Below are 19649 nucleotides of genomic sequence, written 5' to 3' on the forward strand. Positions count from 1 at the left end.
GGGAACGATCAGTGCCAAAGTCGGGTTACAGATCAGCCAAAGTCGACACCAGAATCGCCTTGATGGTGTGCATGCGGTTTTCCGCTTGCTCGAAGGCGATGCAGGCAGGCGACTCGAACACGTCGTCGGTCACTTCGATGCCGTTTTTCAGGTGCGGATACTGTTCGGCGATCTGTTTGCCGACCTTGGTATCGCTGTTGTGAAACGCCGGCAGGCAGTGCATGAACTTGGTGCGCGGGTTGCCGGTGGCTTTCATCAGCTCGGCGTTGACCTGATACGGCAGCAGTTGCTGGATACGCTCGGCCCAGGCTTCCACCGGCTCGCCCATCGATACCCAGACGTCGGTGTGGATGAAGTCCACGCCTTTGACCGCAGCTTTCGGGTCTTCGGTCAGGGTGATGCGGGCGCCGCTTTCCTCTGCATATTTCTTGCAGCGATCCACCAGATCATCGTGGGGCCACAGGGCTTTCGGCGCGCAGATGCGCACGTCCATGCCGAGTTTGGCGCCGACCAGCAGCAGCGAGTTACCCATGTTGTTGCGCGCGTCGCCCAGGTAGGCGTAGCTGATCTCGTGGATCGGCTTGTCGGCATGCTCACGCATGGTCAGCACGTCGGCGATCATCTGGGTCGGGTGATATTCATCGGTCAGGCCGTTGAACACCGGCACGCCGGCGAACTTGGCCAGCTCTTCGACGATTTCCTGCTTGAAGCCACGGTACTCGATGGCGTCGTACATGCGACCCAGCACGCGGGCTGTGTCCTTCATGCTTTCCTTGTGGCCGATCTGCGAGGAATTCGGGTCGATGTAGGTGACGTTGGCGCCCTGGTCATAAGCGGCGACTTCGAACGCGCAGCGGGTGCGGGTCGAGGTTTTTTCGAAGATCAGGGCGATGTTGTTGCCCTTCAGGTGTTGCTGCTCGGTGCCGGTGTATTTGGCGCGCTTGAGGTCGCGGGACAGGTCGAGCAGGTAACGCAGCTCACGTGGGGTGTGGTGTTCCAGGCTGAGCAGGTTACGGTTGTGAATGTTGAACGCCATGATGATTCTCCTTGGATTCGGTAATCGGCCCGGCCGCGACAGGGTCAGTGCGGCCGGGGAGATGGTCGTTTAGTAGTCGATTGGGTCGCGCACGATCGGGCAGGTCATGCAGTGGCCGCCACCACGGCCACGGCCCAGTTCGCCGGCGCTGATGGTGATGACCTCGACCCCGGCCTTGCGCAGCAGGGTGTTGGTGTAGGTGTTGCGGTCGTAGCCGATGACCACGCCCGGCTCCACGGCCACCACGTTGTTGCCGTCATCCCATTGCTCGCGTTCGGCGGCGAAGCTGTTGCCGCCGGTTTCGACGACCCGCAGTTTCGGCAGGTTGAGGGCTTTGGCCACGACGTCGAGGAACGTGCCTTCTTCGCGACGGATGTCGATGCCGCCCTGTTTGCTTTCGTCAGGGCGAAGGGTGAAGGCGACGATCTGATTCACCACTTCCGGGAAGATCGTGACGAGGTCGCGGTCGCAGAAGCTGAACACGGTGTCCAGGTGCATCGCTGCACGGGACTTCGGCAGGCCGGCGACGATGACTTTTTCCACGGCCTTGTTCTTGAACAGGTTCAGTGCCAGTTGGCCGATGGCCTGACGGGATGAACGCTCGCCCATACCGATCAGCACCACGCCGTTGCCGATTGGCATGACGTCGCCGCCTTCGAGGGTCGAGCTGCCGTGATCCTTGTCCGGGTCGCCGTACCAGATCTCGAAATCGGCGTTGGTGAATTGCGGATGGAATTTGTAGATGGCGGTGGCCAGCAGGGTTTCCTGACGACGCGCCGGCCAGTACATCGGGTTTAGCGTCACGCCACCGTAGATCCAGCAGGTGGTGTCGCGGGTGAACTGGGTGTTCGGTAGCGGCGGCAGAATGAAGCTGGAGTGGCCGAGGAAGTCGCGGAACATCTGGATGGTCTTGCCACCAAAGCTGTCCGGAAGGTCATCGGCGGAGACGCCGCCAATCAGGAATTCGGCGATGTGTCGCGGCTCCAGGCTTTTCAGCCAGGATTTGACTTCGTTGATCAGGCCCAGGCCCACCGAATCGGCGGTGACCTTGCGCTCGAGGATCCAGTCCAGCGCTTCAGGGATGGCGACGATGTCGGTCAGCAGGTTGTGCATTTCCAGCACGTCGATCCCGCGCTCGCGCATCTTGGTGACGAAGTCGAAGTGGTCGCGCTTGGCCTGGGCGACCCACAGCACGTCGTCGAACAGCAGTTCATCGCAGTTGTTCGGGGTCAGCCGCTGATGGGCCAGACCTGGGGAGCAAACCATGACTTTGCGCAGTTTGCCGGCTTCGGAATGGACGCCGTACTTAGCTTTTTCCGTGGTCATTTCAGTGATCCTCCAGAGTGAAAACGTTGGGCAATTACAGAGTCAGGAAGCCGTCATACAGTCCGTAGGCTGCCACCAGGGCGCCCACGACCACTGCGGCGAAAATCAGCTTCTCGACGTTGGTGAAAACCGGTTGTTTGAGTTCGAGCTTGGCCTTGGCGAACAGGATCGCGCCGGGCGCATAGAGCAGGGCCGACAGCAGCAGGTACTTCACGCCGCCGGCGTAGAGCAGCCAGACCGCGTAGATCAGGGCGATGGCGCCGATGATCAGGTCCTTGCGCCGTTCGGCCGCGAAGCCTTCGTAGCTTTCGCCGCGCACCGCCAGCAGCAGGGCGTAGGCCGCCGACCACAGGTACGGCACCAGAATCATCGACGTGGCGAGGTAGATCAGCGACAGGTAAGTGCTGGCCGAGAACAGGGTGATGATCAGGAACAGCTGCACCATCGCGTTGGTCAGCCACAAGGCGTTGACCGGCACGTGGTTGGCGTTCTCCTTGCGCAGGAACTCCGGCATGGTGTGGTCCTTGGCGGCGGCGAACATGATCTCCGCGCACAGCAGCACCCACGACAGCAGCGCCCCCAGCAGCGAGATGATCAGACCGACGCTGATCAGCACCGCGCCCCAGTGACCGACCACGTGCTCCAGCACGGCGGCCATCGACGGGTTCTGCAGTTTGGCCAGTTCCGGCTGAGTCATGATGCCCAGCGACAGCACGTTCACCAGCACCAGGAACAGCAGCACGGTGATGAAACCGATCACGGTCGCCTTGCCGACGTCCGAACGTTTTTCCGCCCGGGCCGAGAAGATGCTCGCGCCTTCGATGCCGATGAACACCCACACGGTGACCAGCATCATGTTGCGCACCTGGTTCATCACACTGCCCAGGTCCGGGTTTTTCACGCCCCAGATGTCGGCGGTGAAGATGTCCAGTTTGAAGGCGAAGACCGCGATCAACACGAACAGCAGCAGCGGCACGACCTTGGCGACGGTGGTCACGAGGTTGATGAACGCCGCTTCCTTGATCCCGCGCAGCACCAGGAAGTGCACGCCCCACAGCAGGACAGAGGCGCCGATCACGGCTGCAACGGTGTTGCCTTCCCCGAAAACCGGGAAGAAGTAACCCAAGGTGCTGAACAGCAGAACGAAGTAACCGACGTTGCCCAGCCAGGCACTGATCCAGTAACCCCAAGCGGACGAGAAGCCCATGTAATCGCCGAATCCGGCCTTGGCGTAGGCGTAGACACCGCCGTCCAGGTCAGGCTTGCGATTGGCGAGGGTCTGGAAGACGAAAGCGAGGGTGAGCATGCCGACAGCGGTGATGGCCCAGCCAATCAGTACCGCGCCGACGTCGGCACTGGCGGCCATGTTTTGTGGCAAAGAGAATATCCCGCCACCGATCATTGAACCGACTACCAATGCAACCAGTGCACCTAGTCGTAGTTTTCCGGGAGCTTCAGACATTGCATGACTCCATTGCAGGAGAGAAGAGTTCACAGCGTAGTTCTGTTGGCTTTTCAAACAGCTGACTTAGATCAGTGCATAGTCACATTCCATTGTTAATGAATGACTTATGAAACGTCTGGAGGCATAAAGCTATTGTCTGGAAGGCCCGTCCTAGAGGCGTTTTGTAAAAAGTGGTTAAGAATGGATCCTATTACTTTCGAATTATCACGCTAGTTCCTTTTCAGGTTTTGGCAAATTTTTCACCGCTGTTTTCAGTACAGAATTGATTTATTAGGATTCGCGCACAAAACTGTCTGAGCGTGCTAGGGCGTTAGCGCCAATGGCTATATATAAAGGGCGCAAGTTGGCGTTATTCAATAAACGTCATTACGCTTTATCCATTTAGTTAAAAGCCGGTTGCATAACGGTTTCGCGGCATTCGCCGCTCTGGAACTTGGAGACGCTGGAATGTCGCAACCGACGCAAAAGCTGCGCCTTGGCGCACTGATCGCCCTGGTGGTGGGTTCGATGATTGGCGGGGGGATTTTTTCCCTGCCGCAGAACATGGCGGCCCGCGCCGATGCTGGCGCCATCCTGATCGGCTGGGGCATCACGGCGATCGGCATGCTCACCCTGGCCTTCGTGTTCCAGACCCTGGCCAACCGCAAACCGGAACTGGACTCGGGCGTGTATGCCTACGCCAAGGCCGGGTTTGGCGACTACATGGGCTTTTCTTCCGCGTGGGGTTACTGGATCAGCGCCTGGCTGGGCAACGTCGGGTATTTCGTGTTGCTGTTCAGCACCCTCGGTTACTTCTTTCCGGTGTTCGGTCAGGGCAATACGCCGATTGCCATTGGCTGCGCTTCGGTGCTGCTGTGGGCCGTGCACTTTCTGGTGATGCGCGGGATCAAGGAGGCGGCGCTGATCAATCAGTTGACCACCGTGGCCAAGATCATTCCGCTGATCATGTTCGTGGTCATCGCCGCCGTAGCCTTCAAGGCGGACGTGTTTACCCGCGACATCTGGGGCCGCAGCAACCCGAATTTCGGCGGCGTGATGGATCAGGTGCGCAACATGATGCTGGTCACCGTGTTCGTGTTCATCGGTATCGAAGGCGCCAGCGTTTACTCGGCGCGGGCGGAGAAGCGCTCGGATGTGGGCCGCGCCACGGTGATCGGTTTTATCGGTGTGCTGGCGCTGTTGGTGCTGGTCAACGTGTTGTCGCTGGGGATCATGAGCCAGCCGGAACTGGCGACCTTGCAGAACCCGTCGCTGGCCGCCGTGCTGGAACACATTGTCGGGCCATGGGGCGCGCTGCTGATCAGCGTGGGCCTGGCCATTTCGTTGCTCGGTGCGTTGTTGTCGTGGGCGCTGTTGTGCGCGGAGATTCTGTTCGCCACCGCCAAGGACAATACGATGCCGGCGTTCCTGAAAAAGGAAAACGCCAACCATGTGCCGGTCAACGCGTTGTGGCTGACCAACGTGATGATCCAGATTTTCCTGCTGATCACGCTGTTTTCCGCTGGCACTTATACCAGTCTGATTTACCTCGCCTCGTCGATGATTCTGGTGCCGTATCTGTGGTCGGCAGCCTATGCCGTGTTACTCAGCGGGCGGGGTGAAACCTATGAACATGCCTCCGCCGAACGCACCAAGGATCTGCTGATCGGCGGCATCGCCCTGTGCTATGCGGTGTGGTTGCTGTACGCCGGCGGGGTGAAATATTTGCTGCTGTCGGCGCTGTTGTATGCGCCGGGCGTGATCCTGTTCGCCAAGGCCAAGCATGAGCAGGGCGAGCCGCTGTTCACCACGCTCGAGAAGGGGATTTTCACCTGCGTCATTGCCGGGGCCGGGCTCGCGGCCTACGGGTTGTACAGCGGCGTGTTGTCTCTGTGAGGTTACGGCTCGACTATCAGGGATCCTGTAACTGGCCGGCGATGCTCGGGTTTCTCGCGGCCCGGGCGGTGACGGGGATGGAGACGGTGGTCGATGGCGTGTATTCGCGCAGCATCGGGTTGAACGGGCTTCACGGCACGGTTTCGGTCTGGCCCGGTGACGGTGATGCGCTGGAGGTGGAACTGGATTTCCCGGATCCGTCGGCGGTTCCCGAGATTGTTGCGCGCTTGCGACGGATGTTTGATCTGGATGCGGATCTGCCGACCATGCAGCGGCACCTGGCGGCGGATCCGCTGCTGGCGCGGCTCATCGCCGAGCGCCCGGGGTTGCGTGTGCCGGGGGCTTGGGATGGTTTAGAGCTGGCGTTTCGGGCGGTGCTGGGACAGCAGATCACTGTGGTCGGAGCGATTCGGCTGGCGGGGAAACTGGTGGCGCAGTATGGCGAGCCTTTGCGTTCTTCAGTGCCGGGGCTGACTCATGTCTTTCCTCAGGCGTCGGTTTTGGCGGTCGCTGATCTGGCGGCGCTGGGGATGCCGAAAAGTCGCGGGCGCACCTTGTCCGGGGTGGCGCAGGCGTCGCTGGACGATCCGCTGCTGTTTGCCTCCGGGACGGCGCGCTTGCTGGCGCTGCACGGGATTGGTGACTGGACGGCGCAGTACATTGCCCTGCGGCAGTTGCGGGATATGGACGGGTTTCCGACTGGCGATGTGGGATTGCTGCGGGCGTTGGAGGTGCTGGAAGGGGAGCGGATGACGGCGCGGGAGTTGTCTGTTCGGGCAGAGGCCTGGCGGCCGTTTCGGGGGTATGCGGCGCAGGTGTTGTGGACGTCTTTGAGCCGTGCGGATTGATATCCGCACGCCTTCAAAACCATTGTGCTGGATGTGAGCCCAACTCGGTCGCCGGCAATGCCCACTGCAACGGCGTTCCTGCGATGCGAAGCGGCGCTTGAAGCCGATGCGCCGGCCCCCAAGGTGTCTGCTCCACCAGCGAGCTTTGATCCTGTGGATTTTCCGGACGCAACGCTTCGTCCGTCCCAGCCCCATGCTCAACCAACAACTTCGCCGTCCGCGCCAGCGACAACCGTGCCGATCCACCTCGACCACTGCGTAACCGTTCAGCCAGCAACCGAATCACACTCGCCGCCATCAGATACCCCGTCGCATGATCCAGCGCCTGCACCGGCAGTGGTGTCGGTTTGTCCGCCTGCTTCCAGCGCTGTCCGGCCTTGGCGATTCCGCTGCTCATCTGCACCAGACTGTCGAAGCCCCGACGGTTCTGCCACGGGCCGCTCCAGCCGTAGGCGTTGAGGCAGACGTCGATCAGCCCCGGCGCCAGTTGTCGGCGGCGTTCGACGCCGAAGCCGAGATGTTCAAGGGCGTCGGCGCGATAGCCGTGCAGCAGAATGTCGGCATCCTTGAGCAGACTTTCGAACACTGCGCGATCTGCCGGCGCATGCAGATCCAGTCGCGCACAACGTTTGCCGAGGGTCACCTCCGGCACCACGCCGGGTTCGCTCCAGGTCGGCGGGTCGACGCGCAGCACGTTGGCGCCCAACCCTGCAAGAAAACGGCTGGCGGTCGGGCCGGCCAGTACGCGGGTCAGGTCGAGCACCTTAAGTCCGGCCAATGGCCGCGCCAACGAGCCTTGCCATGATTGATGACTTTCTTCTTTCCCATCACTGAAATGCACCAAGGGTTCGGCATTCACCGCCAGCCCTTGCGGATGTTTCTGCCACTGTTCCCAGCTGCGCATTTCAGCCGCACAGCCCTTGGCCTCGACCACCGCTCGCTCCAGATCGGCACTGGCCCATTGCGCGACTTTCGCCGCCATCGCTGCGCGGTCGGCACAGGCGCCGAGCACGCTTTCAGCGGCGGCGCGGTGATGCGGGGCGTTGGTGTGCAGTCGGATCCAGCCGTCTTTGGTCGCGTAGTCGCCGGCCACCGGATCCCACAGCGGCGGCACTTCCCAGCCGATCGGTCGCAACGACGTGGCGAACCAGAACGAGGCGAGTCGGCGGTCGACTTCTACAGTGGGCAAGTCGCCGGTTTGCTGCTGAAGGAGTTCGGCGACGGCTTGCCCGGCAGCGGCAATGCTCGCGCAGGCAAGGTCGGTGACGGCAAACGCCGAAGGCAGGGCGCCCTCGGCAGTGAACGGAATCGGCATGGTGGACAAGCCGAGTGCGGCTTGAATGGACGTGAGCAGATCAGTCATCGAAGGCCCTCCGGAAGAGGGCCTGATCATAGTGCAAAAGAATATGGAGTTAGATGAAAAACCTAATCTCCCTAGTCAACACAAATCCCTGTGGGAGCTTGCCTGCAAGCGATAGCGGAGTGTCTGCCGATAGATGTATCGACTGATCCACCGCCATCGCTTGCAGGCAAGCTCCCACAAGGGATGACAGTGATGTTCTAGACGCGGAACTGATCCATCAATTTCATCTGCTGGCTGGCGAGGGCGTTGAGCTGGCTGCTGATCGCCGCCGATTCGGTGGCCTGTTCGGTCAGAGTTTCGGTGACGGTGCGGATCGCCGAGACGTTGCGGTTGACCTCTTCGGCGACGGCGCTTTGCTGTTCGGCGGCGCTGGCGATTTGCAGGTTCATGTCGCTGATCACGGTGACCGCGTCGCTGATCTTGCCGAGGGCGTCCACGGCCTGGCGGATCTGCCCGGCGTTGTTATGGGCCTGGGTCTGGCTCGAGTGCATGGTCGCGACCACGCCACGGGTGCCGGTCTGGATGCGCTCGATGACCACGCGGATTTCTTCCACCGAGTCCTGTGTGCGCTTGGCGAGGTTACGGACTTCGTCGGCCACCACCGCAAAACCACGACCGCTTTCACCGGCACGGGCCGCTTCGATCGCGGCGTTCAGCGCCAGCAGATTGGTCTGTTCGGCGATGCTGCGGATCACTTCCAGCACCGAGCCGATCTGCTCGCTGTTGACCGCCAGCTCTTCAACCTCGGTCACCGCTTTGCTGACTTCGTCCGCCAGCTGATTGATGTCACGGGTGCTGCGTTCGATGATCGACATCCCGTCCTTGGCCGACTGGTCGGCGCCTTTCGCCGCGTTGGCCGCATTCGAGGCGCTGTTGGCGACGTCGTGGGCAGTGGCGCTCATTTCGTTGGACGCAGTCGCCACCTGATCGATCTCGCGGAACTGCACCTGCATGCCTTCGCTGGTCTGGCGGGCGATTTCCGACGACTGATCGGCGGTGCCACGGGCCTCGGTGATGCTTTGTTTGATCTGGGCGATGGTCGGTTGCAGCTTGTCGAGGAAACGGTTGAACCAGTTCACCAGTTCGCCCAGTTCATCCTTCTTGGTGTAGTTCAGGCGCTGGGTCAGGTCGCCTTCGCCGCTGGCGATGTTCTTCAGCATCTCAGCGACGCTGTTGATCGGACGGGTCACGCCAGACGCGGTGAGCCAGATCAGCAGCAGGCCGATCAGACCGGCGATCACTGCAACTGCGAGTGCGGTAATGGTGCCGGTTTCCTGCGCGTCGTCGAGTACGGCTTGCAGCTTGACCGAGTCGGCCAGCAGCACTTGTTTCGGCAGGTCGATGACCACGCCCCAGGCTCGGGAATTGCCGATCGGATCGACCGGGTACACGGCGCGGATCAGGTCGCCCTGTTCGAGAATCTTCGGCGTGCCGGCGCTCAGCAGTTGCAGGATGTCCTTGCCTTCGGCGCCGAGGGTTTCGGCGATGCCTTTGCCGACCTTGGTCGCGTCGGTGCTGTAGGCACCCAACACGCCGCTGCCGGAGACAATCAGCATGTGCCCGGCACCGTTGAACAGGTCGCGCTGGGAACCCACGGCCGCCGCTTGCAGCGCATCGAGAGCGATGTCGATGCCGACCACGCCGATGGCCTTGCCGTCCACCAGTAGCGGCACGGAAATGGTGGTCATGAGCATTTCCTTGCCGCCCACGGTGTCGGCGTAAGGGTCGAGCAGGCAGGTGCGCTTGTTGTCGCGAGGGCAGGTGTACCAGCTGTTATAGGGCGTGCCGCTGAGGCTGAGGGTGGTCTTGGTCATGTCTTCTTCGACCATGATCGTGTTCAGCGCGGAACCGGCGGCGCGGCTCCAGTAGGTGGCGAAGCGCCCGGCTTCGTTGGACTGGCGTGCGGCGTCGTTGACGAACTCGCTGTCCTTGCCGTCCAGCCCGTTCGGTTCGAAGGCCAGCCAGATGCCGAGCACTTTGCTGTTGCGCTCGAACGCGGTCTTCAGGCTCAGGTTCAACTCTTCACGCAGGGCGCCGGCGTCCAGCGAACGCTTGGCGGCCATGACGCGCATGTCCTTGATCTGGTCGGCCAGCGCGGTGATCACCAACAGGCTTTCGCCGAAGGTTTTCTGCACTTGCACCGCCTGCTCGGCCGCCTTGGCCTGCAGCAGATCCTGCACGCTGGCGGTGAGCATCTTGCTGCTCGACTGGCTGACCAGTTCGTCGTTCTGGTTGGTCTGGTAGATGTTGATGCCGACGATCAGCGCAACCACGCCGAGCAGGCACAGGCCGGACAGCAGGACGATTTTCAGGCGAATGGACAGAGAGTCGAACATGGGACGTTCTCGCGAATGAATGAACTGTTGGCTACGGGGCAGGGAGGTGCCCGATTCGCCAAATCCATTCAGCGCCATTCAATGCTCATCGGCGCAGGGCGAGGGCGCATGAGCGGCATGCCGACGAACGGTCATGGCTAAACGTTTGCGCGGGTAAAAGCCCTGAAAACAAGGGAAAAATCAGGAAATCTTCGGCAACGCTTCCGGTCGTGACCAGATCTACAGGTTGCCCATCGTCATCCCCGCGATCGCCAGATAAATCGGCCAGCCGTGATCGAGCATCACCAGCATCAGCGTGGCACACAGCAGCATGCTGACCGTGGCGCTGACCTTGGCCTTGCGGGCGATGATCTTGCCGTTGCGCCAGTTGCTCAGGATCGGGCCGAACAGCCGATGGTTTTCCAGCCAGGCACTCAGGCGCGGCGAACTGCGGGTCGCGGCCCAGGCGGCGAGCAGGATGAACTCGGTGGTCGGCAGGCCGGGCACGACGATGGCGATCAGGCCGATGCCGAGGCTGACATAGGCGAGCAGACCGAACAGCAGGCGGGCGAGTCGGGAGGAGGCGGGTTGGGGCATGGGCTCGAAGTGCGTGAGGCGAAACGGGGATTCTACAGACTTGCTCGGTTCCCATGTGGGAGCGAGCCTGCTCGCGATGGCGGTATATCAGTCGATATCTGAATTGAATGTCAGGCCGCAATCGCTAGCAGGCTAGCTCCCACAATGAACCGTTGGTGTGGCGTCAGGCCGGTTCGGCTTCTTTGGCGTAAGCCTGTTCCAGCAGCACCGTGAAGCGGTTAAACGCATCGATCGCGCCTTGCTCCACTTCGGCTTCCTCTTCAGCGCTGAATTGCAGCGAATCGAGGGTGCGCACGAAGCTCTTCCAGCCTTCAGCGCGACCACCCTCAGGCTCGCCAAGGTGGCGGGCGCCGAAGGTTTCGCTCAGCTCCAGCGCAACCGCACGCTTGATCAGGAACGCAGCACCGAGCTTGGAACCTTCAGAGACGAAGATCCAGCCCAAGGCGCGGGCCTTGCTCGGGTTTTTCACCGCGCCGGCGACTGGCGCAGGCACTTCGGTGTCGAGGTCGGTGAGGTCGGCCCTGGCCGCTTCGGCGCGGCAGCGGGCCGGCAGGTCAGGGACGATCGCGGTCAGTTCGGCATCGTTGTACAGCGACACCAGTTCCGACTGGAACAGGTACTGCGCGACCACGAAACGGGCGAAATTGGCGCGGGTCTCGAACGGCGCATGGGCCTTGACCAGGGCATCGAGCTTGCTGTGCGGCTCGTGGGTGATCTGGTTCAGGCGTTGCGAACGCAGGGCTTTTTCCGGGGTGCTCATGAGATGTCCTTGAAAAGAAGAGGCGCTTGATAACGAGACGTACGGGCAAGCGCCGGACAGTAAAAAAACCTCACGACGCGGCAATGCATGCGCGCCGTGAGGTCATCCGGATCAGATATCCCAGACCAGGTTGATCGCGAAGTTGCGACCCGGCTGGGTCAGGCGATCGAGGTTGGCCGGTTGTGTCACCGACGCTTCGCCGACGCTGTCGTAACCGCGCACGTCATCCCACAGCCAGTATTTCTTGTCGGTCAGGTTGTAGATGCCGCCGCTGACGGTGACGTCGTCGGTGACCTTGTAATAACCGGCCAGATCGAGAATGCCGAAGCCCGGCGATTTGAATTGGCTGCTCACACCGTCCGGCGACTTGAAGTTGCTGTCGTCGACGCGATCCTTTTTCTTGACCACGGTCCAGCTCAGCAGGCCGCCGTAGTTGTCCTGGTCGTAACCGAGGCCGAATACGCCGGTCAGCGGGTTGACGCTGTTCAACGGCTCGCCGTTGTCGTTGTTGCGTCCGTAGGCGTAGGAGATCGAACCCTGGGTGTACAGGCCTTGCGGCGCGCCGAAGGAATCCAGGTTCAGGCGACCTTTGACTTCAGCACCCTTGATGGTGGCGTGCTTGATGTTGCTGGACTGGAACGTCAGCTCGCTGTAGCCCGGGGTGACGGCGTCTTCGTTGATGAAGTCGCGGTACTTGTTATAGAAGACCGCCACGTCGAACGAGCCTTGCTCGAAGTTGCCGCGCAGACCGGTTTCATAGCTTTTGCTCTTTTCCGGTTCCAGGTCCGGGTTCGGCGCCACGTTGTAGCCGGTGGTGCTGTTCTCGAAGCGGCCGTACAGCGCTTTCGCGGTCGGGGTGCGGAAGCCTTCGGCGTATTGGCCGTACCAGGTGTAGTTTTCGGTCAGGGCGTAGGTCAGGCCGAATTTCGGCGAGACTTTATGCCAGGTCTTGTTCTCGTCGCTGACCGTGCCGTTGCCGTCAGCGGCCACGGTGTTGAGGAATTCCTGGGTGATGTGCGGCTTGAGCTGGGTGTAGTCGTAGCGCAGGCCGGGCAGGAAGGTCCAGTTGTTCCAGCTGATCTGATCCTGGGCGAACAGGCTGTAGGTGTTGATGGTCGGGTCCGGGAAGTCGCTGGATTTTTTCAGCACGTCAGCCGCGCTGGTGGCGCCGATGGCGGTGCAGCCGCGACCGACCGCCAGGCATGTGCCGTCGCCGCTGCGCGAGCCGGTGACTTTCTGCTGCTTGATGGTGGTGCCGTAAGTCAGTACGTGATCGGTCGCGCCGATGCTGAAGGCCTTGTCCAGTTGCGCGTCGAAGACCCACTGTTTCTCTTCGTAGATCGTGTCGCGGGTGCGCAGCACTTTACGGGTGATCGGGTAATAGAACTCGTCGGTGCTCTGGTCGGTCTTGGCGGTCTGGTGGTTGAGGCTCCACTTCACGTTATCCGCCAGCAGGCTGTCGAGCTCGAAGCTGTGCTCCAGGCCAAAACGCTCGCGGGTGATGGTGTCGTTGCCGGTACGCCACTGGTACATGCCGCCGGGCAGCACGCTGTCCGGGATCGTCGGGGCACCGTTGAAGTACGGGCCGCCGTAAGCACTTTTCTGATCGGTGTCGCGATCATCCTTGTACTTTTCGTAGGTCAGGCCCAGGCGCGAACCTTCGTTGTAGTTCCAGCCGATCTTGGCCAGCACGTTGGTCGCTTTCACGTCCTCCGGGTTGGCGGCGGTGCGCTCAAGACCGGTGCCGTTGTTGCTGCCGTAGGAGTCGGTTTCGTGACCGTCGCGCTGGCTGTAGTGCAACAAACCGTCGAACTGGTCGGCGCGACCGGCGACAGTGGCGGACTTCAGCCAGCTCTCGTCGGCGGAGCTGTAGCCGGTTTTCAGGCGGGCGCCGACGTCTTTGCCGGGCTTGATGATGTCGTCCGGGTCGAGGGTGTAGTAGCTGACGGCGCCGCCGATGGCGTTGCTGCCGTACAGCACCGAGGCCGGGCCGCGAAGGATTTCGACGCGCTTGACGATTTCCGGGTCAACGTAGTTGCGTTGGGTCTTGGCGTACGGGCCGTTGAAGAAACCGTCCGGCACTTCGACGCCGTCGACCTGAGTCAGGATGCGGTCGCCGTCGATGCCGCGAATGTTGTAGCCGCTGATCCCGCCGCGCTGGCCGGCGCCGCCGACGGATACGCCCGGCTCGTAGCGCACCAGATCCTTGATGGTGTTGACGTTGTTGCGGTCCAGATCCTGACGGGTCTGTACGGTGACGGTGGCCGGCACGCTGTTGATCGACTGTTCCTGACGGGTGGCGCTGATGGTCACCTGATCAAGATTGAGTGCGCCGCTGCTGGCGCGTTTTTCCAGCACGACGTTGTTGTTGCTCAGTTTGCGGAAGCTCAGGTTGGTCCCCACCAACAGACGCTCCAGGGCTTTTTCCGGTGGCAGCGAACCGCGCACGCCCGGCGACGACACGTCTTGACCCAGTTCCGCCGGCAAACCGACCTGCCAGCCGGTGACAGCGGTGAACGCGTTGAGCGCCGACACCAGCGGCTGCTGGGCAATGGCGAACGAGTAGTCGCCCATGTTGCGCGTCGGCTGTTCGGTGGCGGCCATCAGCGGCGCGGTGCCGGCCATCAGAATGGCGGCGGTCAGCAGCGACAGCACGCGGGAAGGGGAAGAAGTCTGGCGGGTAAGGCGAGAGGACATCGATAGCGCTCCGTGTCGCACGAATCTTTATAGGTGCTGATTGATGTCGCGAGATGCGAATCAATTGCATTGGCTATAACGAGACGAACGAGCTTTGGCTATCGAGTAAAAATAGTTCTCATTTAGTTCAAGATCACCAGCGCCGGGAATTCCTTAAGCTTGGCCGAGGTGATATGAGCGAGCGAACGCACCACGTCCAGCGGCTGGTCGAGACGGTAATTGCCAGTGACGGCGACGTCGGCCAACTGTTCGTTGGTGTTGATGATGAAACCCGGATAGTAACGGCGCAGTTCGGCCAGCACCTGATTCAGCGGGCAGTTCTCGAAGATCAGCCGACCCTGCACCCATGCCAGATCGGTGGCGGCGTCGACCTTGGCCGGGCGGTCGAAACCGTTCGGGCCGATGCGGATGCTCTCACCGGCAGACAGCCGCACCCGCGCATCGTCACGGGTCGCACGCAGATCGACATCGCCACGCTGCACCCGCACCTGCGCCACGCCGTCCAGATAACGCACGGCGAATGCGGTGTCGCGCACGCTGGCTTTCACCGGGCCGGCATCGATTTCCAGCGGCTGGCTGCGGCTGGCCGGGATCTCGAAAAACGCTTCGCCCTGATACAGCCGCGCGACTCGCTGCTGATCGTTGATGGTGCTGGAGAACGCGGAATTGGTGTTGAGCAGGACTTTCGAGCCGTCCTCAAGCTGCAGACGCTGACGCTCGCCGACCACGGTCAGGTGATCGGCTTGTAAACGCATCGGCAGGTTGCTGAAACTGAACAGCCCGAGCAGCAGAACGGCGGCGGTGGCCAGCGGTTTCCAGTGCGGACGCAGACGAGTGAGGACGGTGACTTTCTTCGGTTGTGCGGCGAGGGTCTGCGCGCACTGGGCGATCTGCGGGCCGTCCCAGATTGCCTGGGCCTTGGCGAACGCCTCGGCATTCAACGGATCGGCCGCCAGCCAGGCATGGAATTGCCGGGTCTGCTCCTCGTCCGGACTGCCGAGCACGATGAGCCAGTCCAGAGCCTGGTCCATTGCGCTTGCGGCGTCCTGCGCCGATGAAGGCGAAGGGGAGCGGTGGATGTCCGTCACGGTGTTTCCTCGGCAGTGTCTGTGCACGGCTGTTTTTTTAGTGAAGCGTAAAAGTCGGGCAAGGGTAACAAAGCCCGATGATCAGTGCAGTCGATCCTGTCGAATACCGACAAGGCTTGCAGGTCAGTCGCCGTTCAAGCGTTCGGCGACACCGATGCAGATGGTCATGATCAGTTTGAGTTCTTTCTGCACCGTGCTGAGGGACACGCTCAGTTCTTCGGCGATTTCCTGATAGCTGTGCCCGTGCAGGCGGCTGAGGATGAAGATTTGCTGTTGGCGGGGGCTGAGTTCACCGAGGCTCACGTTCAGGCGCTCCAGCAATTGTTCGGCGTGGGCGGCGTCTTCGGCGCTGCTGGCGGGGGCGGCGACGCTGTGCACCACGTCCTGCGGCACGTCGTCGACCATGGTGCGCGAATGAATCTTGCGCGCACGCAGATGGTCCAGCGCCAGGTTGCGCGCGGTCTGGAAGACAAAGGGTTCAAGGTGATCGATGGCCCGTTCGCTCAGCGCCCGGGTGACGCGCAGGTAGGTTTCCTGCAACAGGTCTTCGGCGGTGCTGTGGTTGTTGACCATCCGTTCCAGGGTCCGCAGCAGCGAAGTGCGCTGGGCGAGGAAGACGTGGTTGAAGTGTGATTGACTCACGGGAAGACCTGATCCATTTCGAGCGAATGATAATGCTTATCATCCGCCCGAGTGGTCAAGTGTTGATTTGTCAAAGGTTGGTAAAGCTTTTGCCCGCTCTCAAAACGGCGGCTGCGGTTTTATTCCGCGTTGCACAGGGCCAGGCAGTTATCGAGCATGCGGTTGGAGAAGCCCCACTCGTTGTCGTACCAGGCCAGCACTTTCAGCAGTTTGCCGCTGGATTTGGTGTGGTTGGCGTCGAAGATCGACGACAGCGGGTTGTGGTTGAAATCGCTCGATACCAGCGGCAGGGTGTTGTAGCCGAGGATCTTCGAATGCTGGCTCGCCGCTTTCATCAGTGCATTGACTTCATCGGCCGAGGCTTCGCGCTTCAACTGCACGGTCAGGTCAACCAGCGACACATTGATCACCGGCACACGCACGGCCATGCCGGTCAGCTTGCCCGCCAATTCCGGCAGCACCAGGCCCACGGCTTCGGCGGCGCCGGTCTTGCTCGGGATCATGTTCTGGGTGGCGGAGCGGGCGCGGTACGGGTCGGTGTGATAGACGTCGGTCAGGTTCTGGTCGTTGGTGTAGGCGTGGATCGTGGTCATCAGACCGCTTTCGATGCCCAGCTCGCGGTGCAGCACCTGGGCCACCGGGGCCAGGCAGTTGGTGGTGCACGACGCGTTGGAAATGATCTGGTGCGACTGACGCAGAATGTCGTGGTTCACACCGTAAACGACGGTGGCATCGGCGCCTTTGGCCGGGGCCGAGATAATCACTTTGCGTGCGCCGGCGGTAATATGCGCGGCGGCTTTGGCCCGGTCGGTGAACAGACCGGTGCATTCGAATACCACATCAATCTTTTCCGCGGCCCATGGCAGGTCGGCCGGGTTGCGGATGGCGCTGACCGAAATGCGGTCGCCGTTGACGGTCAGGCTCTCGTTGTCATGAGCAACTTCGGCGTCGAATGTGCCATGAACGGTGTCGTACTTGAGCAGATGAGCATTGATCGCGCTGTCGCCCAGATCGTTGATGGCGACGATCTGCAAATCCTGACGATAGCCTTGGGTATACAGTGCGCGCAGGACATTACGGCCGATGCGGCCAAAACCATTGATTGCGATTCGAAGAGTCATTGAACAGCGCCGCCGTCGTTTTGTTGTTGGAATTACAAGATTATTCGCATAAAAATAGAAAACAAGCCTTTTTAGTGGCAATATTTTGTTTTATCTACAACGAGTGACCTGAATCAACTGGTCCGAATGATCAAGAAAACCGTTCGTCATCCCACGCGAACGGGCTTTTGATCAGCATAGACAATCAGGTCGCCACATCCGTTAGCCTGGAGTTCTACACATGCATCCCCGCGTTCTTGAGGTCACCGAACGGCTTATCGCCCGCAGCCGCGCCACGCGTCAGGCTTACCTTGCGCTGATTCGCGGCGCTGCAACTGACGGGCCGATGCGCGGCAAACTGCAATGCGCCAACTTCGCCCACGGCGTGGCCGGGTGTGGCAGCGAAGACAAGCACAGCCTGCGGATGATGAACTCGGCGAACATCGCAATTGTTTCGTCATATAACGACATGCTTTCGGCGCACCAGCCGTATGAAGTCTTCCCGGAACAGATCAAGAACGCCCTGCGCGAAATCGGCTCGGTCGGCCAGTTCGCTGGCGGCACGCCTGCGATGTGCGACGGCGTGACCCAGGGCGAGCCGGGCATGGAGCTGAGCCTGCCGAGTCGCGAAGTGATCGCGATGTCGACGGCGGTGGCGCTGTCCCACAACATGTTCGACGGCGCGCTGATGCTCGGCATCTGCGACAAAATCGTGCCGGGCCTGATGATGGGCTCCCTGCGTTTCGGTCACCTGCCGACGATTTTCGTCCCGGGCGGGCCGATGGTTTCGGGGATTTCCAACAAGGAAAAAGCCGACGTGCGGCAGAAGTACGCCGAGGGCAAGGCGACCCGCGAAGAGCTGCTGGAATCGGAAATGAAGTCCTACCACAGCCCGGGCACCTGCACGTTCTACGGCACCGCCAACACCAACCAGTTGCTGATGGAAGTCATGGGCCTGCACTTGCCGGGCGCGTCGTTCGTCAACCCGAACACCCCGCTGCGTGACGCCCTGACCCGCGAAGCCGCGCACCAGGTCACGCGCCTGACCAAACAGAACGGCAACTTCATGCCGATCGGCGAAATCGTCGACGAGAAGGCGCTGGTCAACTCGATCGTCGCGCTGCACGCCACCGGCGGCTCGACCAACCACACTCTGCACATGCCGGCCATCGCCATGGCGGCGGGCATTCAACTGACCTGGCAGGACATGGCCGACCTCTCCGAAGTCGTGCCGACCCTGAGCCACGTCTATCCGAACGGCAAGGCTGACATCAACCACTTCCAGGCGGCGGGCGGCATGTCGTTCCTGATCCGCGAACTGCTGGAAGCCGGCCTGCTGCACGAAGACGTCAACACCGTGCTCGGCCACGGCCTGAGCCAGTACACCAAGGAGCCGTTCCTCGATAATGGCAAGCTGGTGTGGCGCGAAGGCCCGACCGACAGCCTCGACGAAAACATCCTGCGCCCGGTGGCCCGTGCGTTCTCGGCAGAGGGCGGCTTGCGCGTGATGGAAGGCAACCTCGGTCGCGGCGTGATGAAGGTGTCCGCCGTCGCGCTGGAAAACCAGATCGTCGAAGCACCGGCCATGGTGTTCCAGGATCAGCAGGATCTGGCCGACGCTTTCAAGGCCGGTCTGCTGGAGAAGGATTTTGTCGCGGTGATGCGCTTCCAGGGCCCGCGTTCCAACGGCATGCCGGAACTGCACAAGATGACGCCGTTCCTCGGCGTGCTGCAGGATCGCGGCTTCAAGGTTGCACTGGTGACGGACGGGCGGATGTCCGGCGCATCCGGGAAAATCCCGGCGGCGATTCACGTCAGCCCCGAGGCTTATGTAGGCGGCGCTTTGGCGCGCGTGCAAGAGGGCGATATCATCCGCGTCGATGGCGTCAAAGGCACCTTGGAACTCAAGGTGGACGCCGCCGAATTCGCAGCGCGCGAACCTGCCAAAGGCCTGTTGGGCAACAACATCGGCAGCGGTCGCGAACTGTTTGGCTTCATGCGTTTGGCCTTCAGCTCGGCGGAGCAGGGCGCCAGCGCCTTCACTTCTGCCCTGGAGACGCTTAATTGAAACTGGCTTTGGTCGGTGACATCGGAGGCACCAACGCGCGGTTTGCGTTGTGGAAAGATCAGCAACTCGAATCGGTTCAGGTGCTGGCCACGGCCGACCATGCCAGCCCGGAAGAGGCGATCAGCCTCTACCTGAGCGGGCTCGGTCTGGCGCCGGGCGCCATCGGTTCGGTGTGCCTGTCGGTGGCGGGGCCGGTGAGCGGTGATGAATTCAAGTTCACCAACAACCACTGGCGCCTGAGCCGCAAGGCGTTCTGCCAGACCTTGCAGGTCGAGCAGTTGTTGCTGGTCAACGACTTCTCGGCGATGGCGCTGGGCATGACCCGTTTGCAGCCCGGCGAATTCCGCGTGGTCTGCGAAGGCACGCCGGAGCCATTGCGCCCGGCAGTGGTGATCGGCCCGGGCACTGGTCTGGGCGTCGGTACCTTGCTTGATCTGGGTGAAGGGCGGTTTGCCGCGTTGCCGGGCGA

15 protein-coding genes and 1 pseudogene are annotated in these 19649 nt (G+C 61.5%); 4 read left to right on the forward strand and 12 right to left on the reverse strand.

The genetic code is table 11. The features are described from left to right. Positions 1–25: 25 nt before the first annotated feature. From K5E37_RS12310 to arcD (K5E37_RS12320), 3 genes are all read right to left on the reverse strand, one after another. Positions 26–1036 (reverse strand): ornithine carbamoyltransferase, encoded by a 1011-nt coding sequence (locus tag K5E37_RS12310; RefSeq protein ID WP_007951186.1) that lies wholly within the window; start codon positions 1034–1036, stop codon positions 26–28. A 69-nt stretch (positions 1037–1105) separates the two neighbouring features. Continuing rightward, on the reverse strand, positions 1106–2362 hold the full coding sequence (arcA, locus tag K5E37_RS12315; protein ID WP_221533958.1) for an arginine deiminase: 1257 nt from the start codon (positions 2360–2362) through the stop codon (positions 1106–1108). Positions 2363–2396: 34 nt separating this feature from the next. After that, positions 2397–3824: an arginine-ornithine antiporter gene (gene arcD / locus K5E37_RS12320; protein WP_085606595.1), complete on the reverse strand. Its 1428-nt coding sequence runs from the start codon at positions 3822–3824 to the stop codon at positions 2397–2399. A gap of 450 nt (positions 3825–4274) precedes the next feature. On the opposite strand from arcD (K5E37_RS12320), the gene arcD (K5E37_RS12325) reads away from it, so the two are divergent. Continuing rightward, positions 4275–5702, forward strand: a complete 1428-nt coding sequence (gene arcD / locus K5E37_RS12325) for an arginine-ornithine antiporter (RefSeq protein ID WP_007951183.1) — start codon at positions 4275–4277, stop codon at positions 5700–5702. After that, positions 5699–6550 carry a DNA-3-methyladenine glycosylase gene (locus K5E37_RS12330; protein ID WP_221533959.1) on the forward strand — a complete coding sequence of 284 codons (852 nt, stop codon included), beginning with the start codon at positions 5699–5701 and terminating at the stop codon, positions 6548–6550. The genes arcD (K5E37_RS12325) and K5E37_RS12330 overlap by 4 nt, the downstream gene beginning before the upstream one ends. A 13-nt stretch (positions 6551–6563) precedes the next feature. On the opposite strand, the gene K5E37_RS12335 is transcribed toward K5E37_RS12330, so the two are convergent. From K5E37_RS12335 to gap, 9 genes and pseudogenes are all read right to left on the reverse strand, one after another. Beyond that, positions 6564–7913, reverse strand: coding sequence for a CoA transferase (locus K5E37_RS12335; RefSeq protein ID WP_221533960.1), 1350 nt, complete (start codon positions 7911–7913; stop codon positions 6564–6566). A 197-nt stretch (positions 7914–8110) separates the two neighbouring features. Further along, positions 8111–8866: a methyl-accepting chemotaxis protein gene (locus K5E37_RS29670; protein ID WP_371320921.1), complete on the reverse strand. Its 756-nt coding sequence runs from the start codon at positions 8864–8866 to the stop codon at positions 8111–8113. Between the two features lie 102 nt (positions 8867–8968). Beyond that, positions 8969–10327, reverse strand: a pseudogene (locus tag K5E37_RS29675) (HAMP domain-containing protein); the annotation flags it as partial. Positions 10328–10468: 141 nt separating this feature from the next. Further along, on the reverse strand, positions 10469–10825 hold the full coding sequence (locus K5E37_RS12345; protein ID WP_221533962.1) for a YbaN family protein: 357 nt from the start codon (positions 10823–10825) through the stop codon (positions 10469–10471). 163 nt (positions 10826–10988) lie between these two features. Next, a complete protein-coding gene (locus tag K5E37_RS12350; RefSeq protein WP_221533963.1) occupies positions 10989–11585 on the reverse strand; it encodes a biliverdin-producing heme oxygenase in 597 nt (198 codons plus the stop codon). 111 nt (positions 11586–11696) lie between these two features. Then, positions 11697–14282 carry a TonB-dependent receptor gene (locus K5E37_RS12355; RefSeq protein WP_221533964.1) on the reverse strand — a complete coding sequence of 862 codons (2586 nt, stop codon included), beginning with the start codon at positions 14280–14282 and terminating at the stop codon, positions 11697–11699. 122 nt (positions 14283–14404) lie between these two features. Then, complete coding sequence (locus K5E37_RS12360) at positions 14405–15370, reverse strand: FecR domain-containing protein (RefSeq protein ID WP_221533965.1); 966 nt, start codon at positions 15368–15370, stop codon at positions 14405–14407. 123 nt (positions 15371–15493) lie between these two features. Then, positions 15494–16012 (reverse strand): RNA polymerase sigma factor, encoded by a 519-nt coding sequence (locus K5E37_RS12365; protein WP_007951175.1) that lies wholly within the window; start codon positions 16010–16012, stop codon positions 15494–15496. 119 nt (positions 16013–16131) lie between these two features. After that, positions 16132–17133, reverse strand: a complete 1002-nt coding sequence (gene gap, locus K5E37_RS12370; RefSeq protein ID WP_007951174.1) for a type I glyceraldehyde-3-phosphate dehydrogenase — start codon at positions 17131–17133, stop codon at positions 16132–16134. Between the two features lie 220 nt (positions 17134–17353). On the opposite strand from gap, the gene edd reads away from it, so the two are divergent. Both edd and K5E37_RS12380 read left to right on the forward strand, forming a co-directional pair. After that, positions 17354–19180 carry a phosphogluconate dehydratase gene (edd, locus tag K5E37_RS12375; protein WP_085606582.1) on the forward strand — a complete coding sequence of 609 codons (1827 nt, stop codon included), beginning with the start codon at positions 17354–17356 and terminating at the stop codon, positions 19178–19180. Continuing rightward, the coding region (locus K5E37_RS12380) for a glucokinase (protein ID WP_221533966.1) at positions 19177–19649 on the forward strand (473 nt) is incomplete at its 3' end. The genes edd and K5E37_RS12380, both read left to right, overlap by 4 nt.

It is taken from the genome of Pseudomonas sp. RIT778, from assembly GCF_019718735.1.
In the GTDB taxonomy this organism is placed as follows: domain Bacteria; phylum Pseudomonadota; class Gammaproteobacteria; order Pseudomonadales; family Pseudomonadaceae; genus Aquipseudomonas; species Aquipseudomonas aphyarum.

Bases quoted from the DNA above. Each gene is read 5' to 3' on its own strand.
- K5E37_RS12310 (WP_007951186.1), bottom strand. From the start codon at position 1,036: ATGGCGTTCAACATTCACAACCGTAACCTGCTCAGCCTGGAACACCAC.
- arcA (WP_221533958.1), bottom strand. From the start codon at position 2,362: ATGACCACGGAAAAAGCTAAGTACGGCGTCCATTCCGAAGCCGGCAAA.
- arcD (WP_085606595.1), bottom strand. From the start codon at position 3,824: ATGTCTGAAGCTCCCGGAAAACTACGACTAGGTGCACTGGTTGCATTG.
- arcD (WP_007951183.1), top strand. From the start codon at position 4,275: ATGTCGCAACCGACGCAAAAGCTGCGCCTTGGCGCACTGATCGCCCTG.
- K5E37_RS12335 (WP_221533960.1), bottom strand. From the start codon at position 7,913: ATGACTGATCTGCTCACGTCCATTCAAGCCGCACTCGGCTTGTCCACC.
- K5E37_RS29670 (WP_371320921.1), bottom strand. From the start codon at position 8,866: ATGCAGGTGCAGTTCCGCGAGATCGATCAGGTGGCGACTGCGTCCAAC.
- K5E37_RS12345 (WP_221533962.1), bottom strand. From the start codon at position 10,825: ATGCCCCAACCCGCCTCCTCCCGACTCGCCCGCCTGCTGTTCGGTCTG.
- K5E37_RS12350 (WP_221533963.1), bottom strand. From the start codon at position 11,585: ATGAGCACCCCGGAAAAAGCCCTGCGTTCGCAACGCCTGAACCAGATC.
- K5E37_RS12355 (WP_221533964.1), bottom strand. From the start codon at position 14,282: ATGTCCTCTCGCCTTACCCGCCAGACTTCTTCCCCTTCCCGCGTGCTG.
- gap (WP_007951174.1), bottom strand. From the start codon at position 17,133: ATGACTCTTCGAATCGCAATCAATGGTTTTGGCCGCATCGGCCGTAAT.
- edd (WP_085606582.1), top strand. From the start codon at position 17,354: ATGCATCCCCGCGTTCTTGAGGTCACCGAACGGCTTATCGCCCGCAGC.